The organism is Streptomyces sp. NPDC058955, from assembly GCF_042741435.1.
GTDB lineage: Bacteria > Actinomycetota > Actinomycetes > Streptomycetales > Streptomycetaceae > Streptomyces.
In genome coordinates, this window is sequence record NZ_JBHYKM010000002.1 from 174,372 (window position 1) to 189,408 (window position 15,037).

14 protein-coding genes and 1 pseudogene are annotated in these 15,037 nt (G+C 74.4%); 7 read left to right on the forward strand and 8 right to left on the reverse strand.

Going from position 1 to position 15,037, the window contains the following annotated elements; all coding sequences use genetic code 11:
• Nucleotides 1-110: 110 nt before the first annotated feature.
• Nucleotides 111-320 (forward strand): annotated as a pseudogene (locus ACFW1I_RS01860) (TetR/AcrR family transcriptional regulator); the annotation flags it as partial.
• Nucleotides 321-341: 21 nt separating this feature from the next.
• Here ACFW1I_RS01860 and ACFW1I_RS01865 read toward each other — a convergent pair.
• A complete protein-coding gene (locus ACFW1I_RS01865; protein WP_384665170.1) occupies nt 342-1,301 on the reverse strand; it encodes a threonine/serine dehydratase in 960 nt (319 codons plus the stop codon).
• Between the two features lie 42 nt (nt 1,302-1,343).
• Nucleotides 1,344-2,387: a M4 family metallopeptidase gene (locus tag ACFW1I_RS01870; protein ID WP_384665138.1), complete on the reverse strand. Its 1,044-nt coding sequence runs from the start codon at nt 2,385-2,387 to the stop codon at nt 1,344-1,346.
• A 364-nt stretch (nt 2,388-2,751) separates the two neighbouring features.
• Here ACFW1I_RS01870 and ACFW1I_RS01875 point away from each other — a divergent pair, with 364 nt between their 5' ends.
• Nucleotides 2,752-3,813, forward strand: a complete 1,062-nt coding sequence (locus ACFW1I_RS01875; protein WP_384665140.1) for an isopenicillin N synthase family dioxygenase — start codon at nt 2,752-2,754, stop codon at nt 3,811-3,813.
• 29 nt (nt 3,814-3,842) lie between these two features.
• Here ACFW1I_RS01875 and ACFW1I_RS01880 read toward each other — a convergent pair whose 3' ends face one another.
• On the reverse strand, nt 3,843-4,943 hold the full coding sequence (locus ACFW1I_RS01880) for a citrate synthase 2 (RefSeq protein WP_384665142.1): 1,101 nt from the start codon (nt 4,941-4,943) through the stop codon (nt 3,843-3,845).
• A 196-nt stretch (nt 4,944-5,139) separates the two neighbouring features.
• Between ACFW1I_RS01880 and pdxH the strand changes: the two genes are divergently transcribed.
• On the forward strand, nt 5,140-5,793 hold the full coding sequence (gene pdxH / locus ACFW1I_RS01885) for a pyridoxamine 5'-phosphate oxidase (protein WP_384665144.1): 654 nt from the start codon (nt 5,140-5,142) through the stop codon (nt 5,791-5,793).
• A 308-nt stretch (nt 5,794-6,101) separates the two neighbouring features.
• Here pdxH and ACFW1I_RS01890 read toward each other — a convergent pair whose 3' ends face one another.
• The 3 genes from ACFW1I_RS01890 to ACFW1I_RS01900 all read right to left on the reverse strand — a co-directional run bounded on the left by ACFW1I_RS01890 (nt 6,102) and on the right by ACFW1I_RS01900 (nt 8,676).
• Complete coding sequence (locus ACFW1I_RS01890) at nt 6,102-6,896, reverse strand: ABC transporter permease (protein ID WP_384665146.1); 795 nt, start codon at nt 6,894-6,896, stop codon at nt 6,102-6,104.
• A 68-nt stretch (nt 6,897-6,964) separates the two neighbouring features.
• Nucleotides 6,965-7,735 carry an ABC transporter permease gene (locus ACFW1I_RS01895; RefSeq protein ID WP_384665148.1) on the reverse strand — a complete coding sequence of 257 codons (771 nt, stop codon included), beginning with the start codon at nt 7,733-7,735 and terminating at the stop codon, nt 6,965-6,967.
• A 2-nt stretch (nt 7,736-7,737) separates the two neighbouring features.
• Complete coding sequence (locus ACFW1I_RS01900; RefSeq protein ID WP_384665150.1) at nt 7,738-8,676, reverse strand: ABC transporter ATP-binding protein; 939 nt, start codon at nt 8,674-8,676, stop codon at nt 7,738-7,740.
• 107 nt (nt 8,677-8,783) lie between these two features.
• Between ACFW1I_RS01900 and ACFW1I_RS01905 the strand changes: the two genes are divergently transcribed.
• The 3 genes from ACFW1I_RS01905 (at nt 8,784) to ACFW1I_RS01915 (ending at nt 12,184) form a co-directional block, all read left to right on the forward strand.
• Nucleotides 8,784-10,016, forward strand: coding sequence for a sensor histidine kinase (locus ACFW1I_RS01905; RefSeq protein ID WP_384665152.1), 1,233 nt, complete (start codon nt 8,784-8,786; stop codon nt 10,014-10,016).
• A 40-nt stretch (nt 10,017-10,056) separates the two neighbouring features.
• Nucleotides 10,057-10,719 carry a response regulator gene (locus ACFW1I_RS01910; RefSeq protein ID WP_384665154.1) on the forward strand — a complete coding sequence of 221 codons (663 nt, stop codon included), beginning with the start codon at nt 10,057-10,059 and terminating at the stop codon, nt 10,717-10,719.
• A gap of 139 nt (nt 10,720-10,858) precedes the next feature.
• Nucleotides 10,859-12,184, forward strand: a complete 1,326-nt coding sequence (locus tag ACFW1I_RS01915; RefSeq protein WP_384665156.1) for a PAS domain-containing protein — start codon at nt 10,859-10,861, stop codon at nt 12,182-12,184.
• A 45-nt stretch (nt 12,185-12,229) separates the two neighbouring features.
• Here ACFW1I_RS01915 and ACFW1I_RS01920 read toward each other — a convergent pair whose 3' ends face one another.
• Nucleotides 12,230-12,985: an SIS domain-containing protein gene (locus tag ACFW1I_RS01920; protein ID WP_384665158.1), complete on the reverse strand. Its 756-nt coding sequence runs from the start codon at nt 12,983-12,985 to the stop codon at nt 12,230-12,232.
• Between the two features lie 184 nt (nt 12,986-13,169).
• Here ACFW1I_RS01920 and ACFW1I_RS01925 point away from each other — a divergent pair, with 184 nt between their 5' ends.
• Nucleotides 13,170-13,859 carry a metal-dependent transcriptional regulator gene (locus ACFW1I_RS01925; RefSeq protein ID WP_319012118.1) on the forward strand — a complete coding sequence of 230 codons (690 nt, stop codon included), beginning with the start codon at nt 13,170-13,172 and terminating at the stop codon, nt 13,857-13,859.
• A 58-nt stretch (nt 13,860-13,917) separates the two neighbouring features.
• Here the strand turns inward: ACFW1I_RS01925 and ACFW1I_RS01930 are convergent, their stop codons facing one another.
• Entirely contained in the window at nt 13,918-14,691 is a 774-nt protein-coding gene (locus ACFW1I_RS01930; RefSeq protein WP_384665160.1) for a hypothetical protein, read from the reverse strand.
• Nucleotides 14,692-15,037: the final 346 nt, after the last annotated feature.

Below are 15,037 nucleotides of genomic sequence, written 5' to 3' on the forward strand. Positions count from 1 at the left end.
CCGCGGGCTGCGCGCCCTCACCCTCGCCCCCCACCTCCGCCCCCGCGCCGGCGGGGGGGGGGGCCCCGCCCCCCCCCCCCCCCCCCCGGGGGGGGCCCGCGCCCCCCCAGGCCCGGGTGGGCCGCGAGTCGCACCGGATCGCCGTCGAGCTGCTCGGCGCCGACGAGTCGCGGCCCGGCGTGCGGGAGACCGTCCAGGGCCTCCTCGACATGGGCCGCGGCCTCGGCCTGGCCACGCTGCTCACCGACGACACGACCCGCCGCGACCGGGTGGTCGCCCAGTGGGCCCGGCTGATCGACGAGGCCCTGGCCGACGCGTAGGGGAGCCGGACGCGCGGGGAGTCAGCGGACGCCGAAGCGGTCCGCCCAGGCGGCGACGTCGGACGGCGTCGCGTTGCCGCCGCAGACCACCAGGCCCAGGCGGGCGCCGGGGCCGACCCGGTCGAGGACCGTGCGGGCCGCCGGGAGGAGGCAGCCGGCGGCGGGCTCGGCCCAGACCTTGGCGTGTTCGGCGAGGTCGAGGGTGCCGCGGACGGCCTCCGCGTCGGACACCGTGATCACGTCCTCGACCAGCGCGGCCACGTGCGCGTGGGTGAGCGCCGAGACCGTGGGGGCGCTCAGCGTGCTGACCACCGACGTCAGCTCGACCGGCACCGGTCCGCCCGCCGCCAGCGCCGCCGCCATGGCGTCCGCGCCGACCGTCTCCACGCCCCAGATCCGCACGCCGGGGCGGCGGGCCCGCAGGGCGGTGGCGACGCCGGAGACCAGCGCCCCGCCGCCGATGCTGACGAGGACGTCGGTGAGGTCCCCGGCGTCCTCGGCCATCTCCAGGCCCACCGTGCCCTGGGCGGCGACGACGAGCGGGTCGTCGAAGGGGTGGACGAGGGTGAGGCCCTCGTCGCACAGCTCCTCCATGAGGGCGAAGGCTTCCTTCATGGTGTCGGCGACGCGCACCTCGGCCCCGGCGGCCCGGGCGCGGTCGACGGCCCGGGCGGGCGCGGACCGGGGCATGACGACGGTGGCGCGGACGCCGAGCGCGCCGGCCATGACGGCGACCCCGATGCCGTGGTTGCCGCCGCTGACGGCGACGACGCCCGCCGCGCGCTCGGCCGGAGCGAGCGCGAGGAGTTTGGCGGCGGCCCCGCGGGCCTTGAACGAGCCGGTGCGCTGGAGGAGTTCCAGCTTGACGGTGACGTCGGCGCCGAGCAGTTCGGTCAGTCCGGGGCTGGGGAGGGTCGGGGTCCGTACGACGTGTCCGGTGAGGCGTTCGGCTGCGGCTTCGACGTCCGCGACGGTGATCAGCACGCCGTCCACTGTGCCGTACGCCTCCGCCCGGGCGACAGGTCAGACGCCCGGGATCTCCCGCGCCCGGAAGGCGTCCCGCACCGCCGCGGCCGCCTGCGTGCCGTACATGCTCTGCGCGGTGGCGATCGTGGTGCGGGCGGCGGCCTCGAAGCTGGTGTCGGGCGCGAAGCCGAACTGGGCGTTGACGATGATCCGGTCGGCGGTGCGGGCGCCGAGGGCCTTGCGGATGTCGAAGAGGGCGCGGGACCAGATCTCGCCGTCCGCGTGGACCTCGCCCTCGCGGTCGGCGTAGGTCTTGGTGCCGTCGAGGCGGCGCAGGCAGTGCGGGGCGGCGCTGTAGCCGGTGGCGTCCCAGTCGGCGACGCACGCCTCGTCGGCCTTCATCGGCCAGCCGTACTTCTGGACGGCGTGGTTGCCGACGGCGACGGCGAGGTAGTCGCCGAAGGCCTCGCCGATGGAGCCGGCCTCGACGGAGGTGCCGAAGCCGGGGACCTGGGCGTGGTGCACGGCGTGGCCGTACTCGTGGAGGATCACCTCGGCGTCCTCGGCGTCGTCCACGCCGCCCTTGCCGAAGCGGATCTCGGCCTTCTTGTCGGTGAAGTAGGAGTTGTCGGCGCCCCACTGGTTGAGGCGGACGGGCTGGACGCGGTCGTTGGCGCCGCGCAGCTCGGTGCCGAAGCCGAGGCTCTGCAGGTACTCCTGGCCCTCGTTGACCCAGAAGTACGCCATGACCTGCTCGAACTCGTCGTCGGAGCGGTCGTACGAGGCGGCCAGGGCGACCTTCGCCGGGTTGCCGGTCTCGGAGCGGACGGCGGCCCACTTCCCGGAGAGGCCGCCGCTCGCGTCGAGGTTGCGGAGGGTGGCGAGGGCGTAGGCGGAGGCGGGGACGTCGGTCGCCGCGTCCTTGTGGTCGGCGAGGTTCTGGTCGCCGGTGGCCTGGACGGGGTTGACCATGAAGACCCGGGCCTGCGGCGCGGGCGCGGGGGCGGCGGCGCCGGCCGTGGCCGCGGGGGTCAGCGAGGCGGCGGCCAGGGTGACGACGGCGGCGGCCAGGAGGCGGCGGGTGGTGCGGCGGGCGGTCATGGACATCCTCCTGCGCGGGGACGCGGCGACGAGATGATTGGCATGCGCGTGACATGCAAGGCGGCGATCTTCGCGTACGAGCCGCCCCCACGGCCAGACCCCGACCCCCTCGATCCGCTGTGACGCGGGCCACAGGCGAACGGCGCCCTCCGCAGTAGTCTGGTCCCATGCCTCTGCTCGTACGCCGCCGTCACGTGGACTTCGTCCGCGTCACGAGCATGAGCTGTCGCCGCGCTGCCTGACCCGAGGGGCCCCCACAAGCCCGCCCCGGAGGTCCCTGAACAGACCCCTGTCGACCGGCACCCGTGGCCCCCGCCCCACCCCGGCGGCCGCCCCGGGACCCGTACACCCCGCGGACGCATCCATGACCCTCAGTGCACCCACCGCCGCTCCCTCCTCCTCGTCGTCGTACCCCTCGCAGCTCCCCATCGTCGACCTCTCGGCCGCCGACCGGGGCCCGCACGCCCGCCGGCTGCTCCACGCCCAGCTGCACTCCGCCGCCCACGACGTCGGCTTCTTCCAGCTCGTCGGACACGGTGTGACCGAGGCCGAGACCCGGGCCCTCACCGACGCCATGCACGCCTTCTTCGCCCTCCCCGAGGCCGACCGGCGCGCCGTCGACAACCTCAACTCGCCGCACTTCCGCGGCTACACCCGGGTCGGCGACGAGCGGACCGGCGGCTCCCGCGACTGGCGCGACCAGCTCGACATCGGCGCCGAGCGGCCCGCCCGCGCCCCCGCGCCCTGGGAGCCCCCGTACTGGTGGCTGGAAGGCCCCAACCAGTGGCCCGAGGCCCTGCCCGAGCTGCGCACCGCCGCCCTGCACTGGATCGACCGGCTCAGCGGCGTCGCCGAGAAGCTGCTGCGCGAGCTGCTCGCCTCGATCGGCGCCCGCGAGGACTTCTACGCCGACATCTTCGGGCCCCGCGCCCACCCGCACCTCAAGCTGGTCCGCTACCCCGGCAGCAGCGGCGACGGCGACGACCAGGGCGTCGGCGCCCACAAGGACTACGGCTTCCTGACCCTGCTGCTCCAGGACCAGGTCGGCGGACTCCAGGTGCAGCGGGAGGACGGGAACTTCCACGACGTGCCGCCGCTGCCCGGCGCCTTCGTCGTCAACCTCGGCGAACTCCTCGAAGTCGCGACGAACGGCTATCTGGTCGCCACCAACCACCGGGTGGTCTCCCCGCCCGGCGCGACGGAACGGTTCTCCGTCCCGTTCTTCTACAACCCGCGGCTCGACGCCCGGATCGCCCCGCTCGACTTCCCGTACGCCGACCGGGCGCCGGGCGTCACGGTCGACCCGGCGAACCCGCTCTTCGCCGAGTACGGCCGCAACGAGCTGAAGGGGAAGGTCCGCGCGCACCCGCTGGTCGCGGCGCGTCACCACGCGGACCTCCTCCTCAGCCAGGACCAGCCGCTCTAGCGGCGCCCGGTCCGAAGGAAGGCCGTGGCCTAGCCGGCGATGTCCGCGTATCCCTCGATCTCGCGCGGGTCCCGCTGGCCGGGGCCCGTGTAGCGGGCCGACGGGCGGACCAGGCGGCCGGTGCGCTTCTGCTCCAGGATGTGCGCCGACCAGCCGGCCGTCCGGGCACAGGTGAACATCGACGTGAACATGTGCGCCGGGACCTCGGCGAAGTCCAGCACGATCGCCGCCCAGAACTCGACGTTCGTCGCGAGGACCCGGTCCGGACGGCGGCTGTGCAGCTCCTCCAGGGCGGCCTTCTCCAGCGCGGCGGCCACCTCGTAGCGCGGCGCGTCCAGCTCCTTCGCGGTACGGCGGAGCACCCGGGCGCGCGGGTCCTCGGCGCGGTAGACGCGGTGGCCGAAGCCCATCAGGCGCTCGCCCTTGTCGAGGGCCTGCTTCACGTAGGCGACGGCGTCGCCGGTCCGCTCGATCTCCTCGATCATGCCGAGGACGCGGGAGGGGGCGCCGCCGTGCAGCGGGCCGGACATGGCGCCGACGGCACCGGAGAGCGAGGCGGCCACGTCGGCGCCGGTGGAGGCGATGACGCGGGCGGTGAAGGTGGAGGCGTTCATGCCGTGCTCGGCGGCCGACGTCCAGTAGGCGTCGACGGCCTTGACGTGCTTCGGGTCCGGCTCGCCGCGCCAGCGGATCATGAACCGCTCGACGACCGACTCGGCCTTGTCGATCTCGCTCTGCGGCACCATCGGGAGGCCCTGGCCGCGCGCCGACTGGGCGACGTAGGAGAGGGCCATGACGGCGGCGCGGGCGAGGTCGTCGCGGGCCTGCTCGGCGGAGATGTCGAGGAGCGGTTTCAGGCCCCACACCGGGGCGAGCATGGCGAGCGCGGACTGCACGTCGACCCGGATGTCGCCGGAGTGGACCGGGATCGGGAAGGGCTCGGCGGCCGGCAGACCGGGGTTGAACGCGCCGTCGACGAGCAGACCCCACACGTTGCCGAAGGAGACGTGGCCGACGAGATCCTCGATGTCGACCCCGCGGTAGCGCAGCGCGCCGCCTTCCTTGTCGGGTTCGGCGATCTCGGTCTCGAACGCGACGACTCCTTCGAGGCCCGGTACGAAGTCGGACATCAGGCGGCTCCCTCTATCGATGATCGATCAACCTACGGCGGTCGCTGGTGGGACTGAACAGTCATCCAGCCGTTGAGTCTGTACGGTTCCGATGATGCGGGGAAGCGTGACATCCGGCACACTGCGCCGAACCGGCGACGAAGGATTGGCGCCACGCCGTGGCGGGCACACTGGGGTGCTGCGGCAGGATGGCCCCGTGACCGACGCCCTGGATCCCGCCGCCATGCGCGAGCAGTACCGCACCAAGGAACTGACCGCGGCCGACCTCGCACCCGAACCGATGCAGCAGTTCGGGTCCTGGTTCAAGGAGACCGCCGCCAGTCCGGCGATCCACGAGCCGAACGCGATGATCGTCTCGACCGCGACCCCCGAGGGCCGCCCCTCGTCCCGCACGGTCCTGCTCAAGCACTACGACGACGCCGGCTTCGTCTTCTTCACCAACTACGGCTCCCGCAAGGGCACCGAGCTGGCCGCCAACCCGTACGTCTCGCTGCTCTTCCCCTGGCACCCGCTGGCCCGCCAGGTGATCGTCACCGGCCGCGCGGCCCGCACCGGCCGCGACGAGACCGCCGCCTACTTCCGCACCCGCCCGCACGGCTCCCAGCTGGGCGCCTGGGCGAGCGAGCAGTCCTCGGTCATCGAGTCCCGCGAGGAGCTGCTGGCCCGCTACGAGGACCTGGCCACCCGCTACCCGGACACCGAACAGGTGCCGGTCCCGCCGCAGTGGGGCGGCTTCCGCGTCGTCCCGGAGACCGTCGAGTTCTGGCAGGGCCACGAGAACCGCCTCCACGACCGCCTGCGCTACGTCCGCGGGGCGGACGGCTGGCGCGTGGAGCGCCTGGCTCCCTGAATTCCGCCGGAGAACGCAGACGACCCGTGGGCCTTTGGTCCCGTCCGCCTAGGTTCGGACGGGAGCCGGCCGGACTTACCGGCGGCCCACGGGTCGGGTGACTGCTTGGGTTTCGGCAGCTGGCCTGCCGAGGTGCACATCGTGCGACGGCAGGCCTTAGCCCGCAGTCACCTCACGAGTCCGAAAAGAAACCATTTTTTCGGATCACCTCCTTTCGCGTGTACCCACACCTTACGAACCCCCCGGGAGCGCGACAAGCGATTTAAGCGCCGGGATTCCCGGGACTCCCGAGACCGCCGTGACGCGGCTCAGACGTCCCGCCGACGCAGGGACCACCAGCCCGCCAGGAGGGCCGCCGCCGTCCAGAGGGCCGTGACGCCGAGGCCCGTCCAGGGGCCCAGATCGCCGACGGGGGTCTGCTGGAGGGCCTGGCTCCCGGCGCGGTCCGGGAGGTACTGGGCCGTGCGGGGCGAGACGTCGCCGACGAGGAACGGGAGCACCAGCAGCGCCGGGACGAGGATGCTCAGCGAGCCGACCGCGCTGCGGAGCAGGAACGTCAGCCCGAAGGCGAGCAGGGCCATCAGGGCCAGGTACACGCCGGCGCCGACACAGCCCCGCACGGCGCCCGGAGCGCCGATGCCGATCGCGTACGCGCCGGCGAACGCCTGGCCCGCGAAGAACGCGGCGAACGACGTCACCAGGCCCACGGCGAGCGCCGCCCCGCCGACGACCGCCGCCTTCGCCGCGTACAGCAGGCCCCGGCGCGGCACGGCGGCCAGCGAGTTCCGCAGGGCGTTGTTCAGATACTCGGAGGAGACGGCGGTGGCGCCGAAGGCGACGGCCGCGATCTGGGCGTAGACGGTGTGGAACAGGGCCCGGAAGACCGGATCGCCCTTGCCGTCCGGCTCGGGCCCGCCCACGCTCACGTACAGCGCCAGGTTCATCGCGAGGCCGACCGCGAGGACGGCGACGAGCGAACCGAAGCTCGACCGGGCCGAACGGACCTTGATCCACTCGGAGTTCAGGGCCGTCCGGACGGTGACCGCGCGAGCGGGGGCGGGGGTGGCCACGGTGGCGGGAGCGGCGGCGGTGGCGGTGGGCACGGTCGGACCTCCTGGGGCGGTGCGGTGCGGTGCGGTGCGGTCGGGCGGTCGGGCGGTCGGGCGGCGGTTCAGACGTCCCGCCGACGCAGGGACCACCAGCCCGCCAGGAGGGCCGCGGCCGTCCAGAGGGCCGTGACGCCGAGGCCCGTCCAGGGGCCCAGGGGGCCGGTGGGGTTCTGGTGGAGGATCTGCTGGCCCGCGTGGTCCGGAAGCCAGAGGGCGGCGCCCTCGGAGATCCCTCCGATGACGAAGGAGACGATGAGGATGAACGGGATCAAGATGCTCAGCACCGCCACCGCACTGCGCAGCAGGAACGTCAGGCCGAGCGAGAACAGGGCCATCAGGGCGAGGTAGATCCCGGCGCCGACGCAGGCGCGCAGGGCGCCCGGCGCGCCGAGGTCGATGGCGTACTTCCCGAGGAAGGCGTTGGCCGTGAGGAAGATGCCGAAGCCCGCCACCAGGCCCGCGACGAGCGCGACCGCCGCCGCGACCGCGGTCTTCGCCGCGTACAGGAGGGTCCGGTTCGGCACGGCCGCCAGGGAGTTGCGCAGGGCGCCGTTCAGGAGCTCGGAGGAGGCCGCGGTGGTGCCGAAGGCGATGGCGGCGATCTGCACGAAGTTCATCGGGTAGAAGATCCCGAAGAGGACGTCCTCGCCGTTGTCGGCCTCCGCCTGGCCGATGAGCGGGAAGATCACCAGGCTGAGGCCCAGCGCGGTGCCGACCACGGCGATCAGGGACCCGAAGCTCGACCGGACGGACCGGATCTTGATCCACTCGGAGGCCAGGGCCGTCCGGACGGTGACGGCGGCGCGTACAGGCGCGGGCGCGGTGGTGGACACGGTCAGACCTCCTGGGGGGTGCGGGCGGTGAACTCGGCGGCGTCCGAGGTGAGGGCCAGGTACGCCTGCTCCAGCGAGGCGCGCTCGTCGGCCAGTTCGAAGACCGGGATGCCCTCGCGGGCGGTGACCGCCCCGATTTCCTCGGCGGAGGCGCCCTCCACCACCCACCGGCCGTCCGCATCGGCGGCGGCGCCGACCGTCCACCCCTTCGCGAGGAGCGTGGCCCGCAGCCGTACCGGATCGCCGGTGCGCACCCGCACCCGCGCGTGGCTGTGGGCGTCGATGAACTCCCGCGTCGGCACGTCCGCGAGGAGCCGGCCGCGGCCCAGCACCACCAGGTGGTCGGCGAAGGTCGCGGTCTCGTTCATGAGGTGGCTGGAGACCAGCACCGTCCGGCCCTCGGCCGCCAGCCGGCGCAGCAGCTCGCGGATCCAGACGATGCCCTCCGGGTCCAGGCCGTTGGCCGGCTCGTCCAGCATCAGCACCCGCGGGTCGCCCAGGAGCGCGGCGGCGATCCCGAGGCGCTGCCGCATGCCCAGCGAGTAACCGCGGATCCGGCGCCGGGCGGCCGGCTCCAGGCCCGTCTCCGCCAGCACCTCGTCGACCCGGCGGGCCGGCAGGCCGTTGCTCGCGGCGAGGAAGCGCAGGTGGTCGCGGCCGGTCCGGGACGGGTGCGCGGCCTGCGCGTCGAGGAGGGCGCCGACCGTGCGCAGCGGCTCGTCGAGCGTCGTGTAGAGGCGGCCGCCGACGGTGGCGGTGCCCGACGTGGGCCGGTCGAGACCGAGGACGAGCCGCATGGTCGTGGACTTCCCGGCCCCGTTCGGGCCGAGGAAGCCGGTGACGCGGCCCGGCTCGACCCGGAACGTGAGGTCGTCCACGGCCCGGGTCGTCGTCCTGCCGCCGAACTCCTTGGTGAGGTTCTTGATCTCGATGCTGGTCATGGCTCAAGCCTCGCGGCCGGGCGGTCTCCGGCCATCCCCTGCCGGAGGGGACCGTCTCCCCCGTGCGGGGGAGCCGCCCCCGGTCCACCCCTTGAGATGATCACCGAATGCCCGCTCCGCTGCTGTTCCTCCAGACCCTCGTGCGGCCGTCGGTCCGCGCGGTCACCTACACCCGGTGGCTCCATCTGCTGGTCGGCGCGATCGTGCCGCTCGCCGTCGGCCTGGTCTATCCCGGCCTGTCCGACCCGGGCCTCGCGCAGTGGCTGATCGTGGCGGCCCTGCCCGTCCCGCTGGTGGCGGCGGTCGCCCTGATCCCGTCGGCCCGCCGCGCCGAGGGCCTCCAGGCGCGCCTGATGCTGCTCCCCGGCAAGCACGCCCGGGTGCGGCGCGCGACCGACGCGGCCACCGGCATCTCGGCCACCCCGTCGGCGTCCTGGACGGACCGGGGGAGGACGGCCCTGTGGCTGGTGTTCCGGATGGAGGCGGGCCTGGCGACCCTGCTGGCGTCGATCTGGCTGCCGCAGTGCACGATCGTGCTGGCGGGCGCGACGGTGGAGGAGCCGATGCTCGCCGCCCTCACCCCCTCCCCGGACCTGGGTCTGCCCGCCCTCGCGCCGCTCCCGACGCTCGCCCTCTACGCGCTGGTCGTCGGCCTGGGCCGGCTGGACGCGCGGATCGCGCGCCGCCTCCTCGGCCCGTCGGTGAAGGAGCGCATGACCGCCCTGGAGGAGCGGACGGAACGGCTCCTGGAGCGCAACCGGATCGCCCGCGAGCTGCACGACTCCCTGGGGCACGCCCTCACCCTGGCCGTGGTGCAGGCGGGCGCCGCGCGGGCGGCGAAGGACCCCGAGTTCACCGACCGGGCGCTCGCGACCATCGAGGAGACCGGCCGGTCGGCCCTGGAGGACCTGGAGCGGGTGCTGCTCCTGCTCCGCGAGACGGGCCGGCCGCGCGGCGCGAGCCCCGGCCTCGACGAGGCCGTCCGCCTCCTGGACTCGGCCCGTTCCTCGGGCGCGCGCGTGGACGCCGAGATCAGCGGCCCCGTGGAGGAACTGCCCGGGCCCGTCTCGCGGGAGGCGTACCGGATGCTCCAGGAGGCCCTGACGAACGCGCTGCGGCACGCGGGCCAGGTGCCCGTCGAGGTCCGGGTGACGGCGGAGCGGTCCCGGCTGCGCCTCCGGGTCACCAACCCGCTGCCGGAAGGCCGCCCGCCGGCCGTCCCCGGCTCGGGCAGCGGCCTGCGCGGCATCCGCGAACGGGCCGCGCTGCTGGGCGGCGAGGCGAAGGCGGGCGTGAAGGACGGCGAGTGGCGGGTGGCGGTGACCCTGCCGCTCCGGTGACCCCACTCCCGGTGCTGATCGAGCTGGCTAGGCTGACCGGATGACGATCAAGGTCCTCCTCGTAGACGACGAACCCCTCGTGCGGGCGGGCCTGCGGGCCGTCCTGGAGGCCCAGCCCGACATCGAGGTGGTGGGCGAGGCGGCGGACGGCGCCGCCGTCATCCCGCTCGTCCGGAGCCTGCGCCCGGACGTCGTGGCGATGGACGTCCGGATGCCGCTCATGGACGGCATCGAGGCCACCCAGGCGGTCCTCCGTACGGTCGACTCCCCGCCGAAGATCCTGGTGGTGACCACCTTCGAGAACGACGAGTACGTCTACGGCGCGCTGCGCGCGGGCGCCGACGGCTTCCTCCTCAAGCGCGCCCGCCCCGCCGAGATCGTCCACGCGGTCCGCCTGGTCGTGGAGGGCGACTCGCTCCTCTTCCCGGCGGCGGTACGCGACATGGCCGCGTCCTACGCCCGGGACCGCCCCGCCAACGAGGCCCACGAGGCCCTGCTCCGCGCGAACCTGACGGACCGCGAGGAGGACGTCCTCCGCCTGATGGCCCGGGGCCTGTCCAACGCCGAGATCGCCGCCCGGCTCGTGGTCGGCACCGAGACGGTCAAGTCCCACGTCAGCTCCGTCCTCGCCAAACTGGGCGCCCGCGACCGCACTCAGGCGGTCATCGCCGCCTACGAGTCGGGCTTCGTCTCCCCGGCATGACCGCGACGGCGTGACCGTGACGGCGTGAACTGGCCGATACGCGCCCCGCGGGGGAATCCGTTTCGTCGAACCCGGTGTGTTCTGGGTCACGTTCCAGTTGAATGGCCTGCATCAGGGGGGTTACCGGGGGGAGTTCCAGGTGAGTGCCTTCACGGGGTCCGCGCGGGACACCGCTTCCGTGCCGGGGGCGAGTGGGGATCTGCTGGCCGCGTTGCTGGACGGGATGGACGCGGCGCTGTGCGCGCTGGACGCGGACGGGACGGTGACGCACTGGAACCGCGAGGCCGAGCGGATCCTCGGGTGGCCGGCGGCGGAGGCCGTCGGGCGGCGCGGGTTCGACGGCTGGGCGGCGCGCAGCGCGGACGCGGAGGAGACGCTCGCCCGGGTGATGGGGGCGATGCGGACGCCGGGCCGGCAGGTGCACGAGCTGGCGCTGCTCCGCAAGGACGGCGGCCGGGTGCTGGTGCGCAGCCAGTCGGCGGGGGTGCGGGACGCCGACGGGCGGCCGACGGGCGTGTACTGCGCGTTCAGCGAGGTGCACGTGCAGATCGACCTGGAGCGGTCGATCGCGCTGAGCGAGGCGCTGTTCGACGACGCGCCCTGGGGCGTCGTGCTGATCGACGCCGATCTGCGTCCGGCGGTCGTCAACGGCTACGCGGCCCGGGCGATCGGCACCGGCCGGACGACGCTCCTGGGGCGCCCCCTGGGCGATGTCGTGGCCGGGGGAGTGGAGGAGCTGGAGGGCGCGCTCCAGCACGTGCTGGCGGAGGGCGGTCCGCCGGCGCCGGCGGACCTGTGGGTGACGCTGGCGGCGGCCCCCGGGACCGGGGAGCGGCGGCGCTGCTGGCGGAGCGGGTTCGTGCGGCTGGCGTCGCCGATGACGGAGGAGCCGGTGCCGCTGGGGGTGGCCTGGGTCTTCCAGGACGTGACGGCGGAGCGGCTCGCGGCGCGGGAGGCGGACCGGACCCGGTTCCGGTGGAGCCAGCTGCACCGGGCGGGCGTGGCGGCGGCGGAGTACGCGGATCCGGCGGAGGCGGTGGCGGTGCTGCTGGACTTCGCGCTGGCCGGGTTCGCCGACCACGGCCTGGTGGACCGGGTGGCGGGCGACCGGCGGCTGACCCGCGCGGTGGCGTCCCCGGCGGGCGCCCCGGACGCGGACGGCCTGCGCGGCGGCTTCCCGCAGCGGTACGGCCCCGAGCATCCGGCCCTCCAGGCGTGGGACCGGGCCGGTTCGGTGCGGGTGAGCGCGGGCCGGGACGCGGCGGAGTGGGCGGCGGAGCGCCACTGGCCGGCGGACACGGCGCACGCGCTGTGCACGGCGCTGCGGTCCCGGGGCCGTACCGTCGGCGTCCTCACCTTCCTGCGGACGGCCGCGCGGGGCGGTTTCGACCGGCAGGACGCGCTCTACGCGGAGACGGTGGCGGCCCGGGTGGCGGCGGCACTGGACGTACCGCCGCTCGCCTGACGTACGCCCGCGCGCGTGCGGGCGGGTGGCGGAGGCTGCCGGTGCTCAGTGCCGGTAGAAGATCCGGTCCTTGTACTCGGTCATCACGCGCCCGTTCCACTCGTGGCCGCCGTCGACGTTGCCCGAGCGCAGCAGCGGCGGCTCGATCCCGCGCCGGACCAGTTCCTCGGCGGCGGCGGCCATGGTCGCCTGCATCAGGGCGCTGGTGACGACGGTGGAGGCGGGGGCGAACGGCGCCTCGATGCCCTCGTGGGTCAGTTCCGCGTCGCCGACGGCGATCCGCGAGTCGAGGACGATGTCGCAGTGGTCCTTGAGGTACGTCCCCGAGACGTGCCGGGACTTCGTCTCGGTCGCGTACGCCACCGAGGTGACGCCGACGACGGTGAGGCCGAGCGCGCGGGCGTTCATGGCCATCTCCACGGGCAGGGCGTTGCGGCCCGAGAGGGAGATGATGAAGAGGACGTCGCCGGCGGAGGCGGGCGAGGAGTCGAGGACGGCTCCGGCGAGCCCGTCGACGCGCTCCAGGGCGGAGCCGAGCGTCGCCGGCATGACGTCGACGCCGACGACGCCGGGGACGGCGAGCAGGTTCATCAGGGCGAAGCCGCCGGCCCGGTAGACGACGTCCTGGGCGGGGAGCGAGGAGTGCCCGGCGCCGAAGGCGAAGAGCCTGTTGCCGCTCGCGACGGCCTCGGCGACGGCGGCTCCGGCGGCGGCGATCTCGGCGGAGTCCCCGTCGCGCACCTCCTGAAGCAGACCGATCGCGGCGTCGAAGAACTGTCCGGCCAGCTTGCTCTCGCCCATGTGAGGAAGCTCCTTCTCGTCGAGGTCGCCGATCACGGTGCGGTCTGGACCATTGGTCTGTCAATACCGCCTCCGGCGCCCCGGTGTCCCCAGTTCTCCCGCTCCGGGGCGGGGGCCGCCCGGTTGTCGGCCGGATGCGCAAGAATTGGTGCAGGGCCAGCGCACGACTCATCGAGGGGCACGAATGTCCGGACTGATCGACACCACGGAGATGTATCTCCGCACCATCCTGGAGCTGGAAGAGGAAGGTGTGGTCCCGATGCGTGCCCGGATCGCCGAGCGGCTCGACCAGAGCGGTCCGACGGTGAGCCAGACGGTCGCCCGCATGGAGCGGGACGGCCTGGTCGCCGTGGCGAGCGACCGCCACCTGGAGCTGACCGAGGAGGGCCGCCGCCTCGCGACCCGCGTGATGCGCAAGCACCGGCTCGCCGAGTGCCTGCTCGTCGACGTGATCGGCCTGGAGTGGGAGCAGGTCCACGCCGAGGCGTGCCGCTGGGAGCACGTGATGAGCGAGGCCGTGGAGCGCCGCGTCCTGGAGCTGCTGCGCCACCCGACGGAGTCGCCGTACGGCAACCCGATCCCGGGCCTGGAGGAGCTGGGCGAGAAGGCCGAGGCCGAGTCCTTCCTCGACGACTCGATGGTGTCGCTGGCGGACCTGGACGCCAGCGGCGGCAAGACGGTGATCGTCCGCCGGATCGGCGAGCCGATCCAGACGGACGCCCAGCTCATGTACACGCTGCGGCGGGCGGGCGTGCAGCCCGGCTCGGTCGTGTCGGTGTCGGAGTCGGCGGGCGGCGTGCTGGTCGGCAGCAGCGGCGAGGCGGCGGAGCTGGACGCGGAGGTCGCGGCGCACGTGTTCGTCGCGAAGCGCTGACTTCCGGGCGCAGAGGAGGGGGGGGCGGGGCGCGTGGGCGCGCCCTCGGCCCCCTTCGTCACAGGTAGGGCGCGAGCGCGCCCCACAGGCCGAGCGCGAGGACGGCGCCGGCGGTCAGCAGGCCGAGGGTGTGCTTGACGACGGTCGAGTAGGCCGGCTCGGAGGCGGCGTGGCGCCGCGACGGGGCCTCGGGGTCGTACACGACGTGGATCTCGTGCGTGGCCCGGCCGGAGCCGTAGCTGGTGGTCAGCTCGTTGCCGCTGGCGTCGGTGAACTTGTAGTAGCTCGCCTTCTTGCCGTTGGGGTAGTACGCGCGCGTGGCGACGACGGTGATGCCCCGGCGGGCGAGCAGCACCCGGTCCCGGGCGCTGACGAGGGCGCCGAGGACGCCGAGACCGCCGAAGAGCAGCCCGGGGACCGCGCCGAACGCGGCCATGCCCATGCCCCCGCCGTGCGCGGAGCCGGTCCACCACACGTACGCCGTGTAGGCGCCGAGGAAGCCGACGACCCCCAGCCAGACCGCCCACACGGGGATCGAGCCCCGGCCCTCCTCGGTGGTGAGGAGGGCGCTGCCGGCGGGGTCGCGCCGCTCGGGCAGGGCCTCGGTCACGGCGGCGCGGAAGGCGGGCGCGGAGTAGGTGTTGCCCTCGGGGAGCGGGCGGGTGACGCCGTCGGTCAGGACGAGGACGAGCGAGGTCGCGCCGGTCTGGCGCACCTCGTCGACGGCGGCGAGCGGCACGGTCGTGACGATCCGGTCCTGTTCGATCGTGAGGTGACCGTCCCTCAGGATCGCGATGTGGTCGCCCTTGGCGAGGACTTGGGGACTGCGCATGAACATGTCGACCCGCGTGCCGGGGGAGGGGTTGTAGGGCCGGTGGTCACGAATGCGCCACGGTCGGGCGTCGGATCCGCAGTGCGCCCCGTTTACGCCGGAATGGCCCCCGCGTGTGCGCTCGGCGTGCCAGGCTGGAACGAGCTGCGTGCGCCGGGTGATGCGCGGAAGGGTGGGGGCCATGCGACCGACAGGGGCCGTACGCCGACTGCCGCGCGTCCCGGCGGCTGCCGCCGACGGGCGGTCCCGGACGACAGAGGGCCCCGGCGCCGGGGGGGCGGCGCGGCGCGGCGCCGCCGTGCGGGAGCGCGAGCCCCGCGCTGACACACGGGGTGCCCCCGGGGCG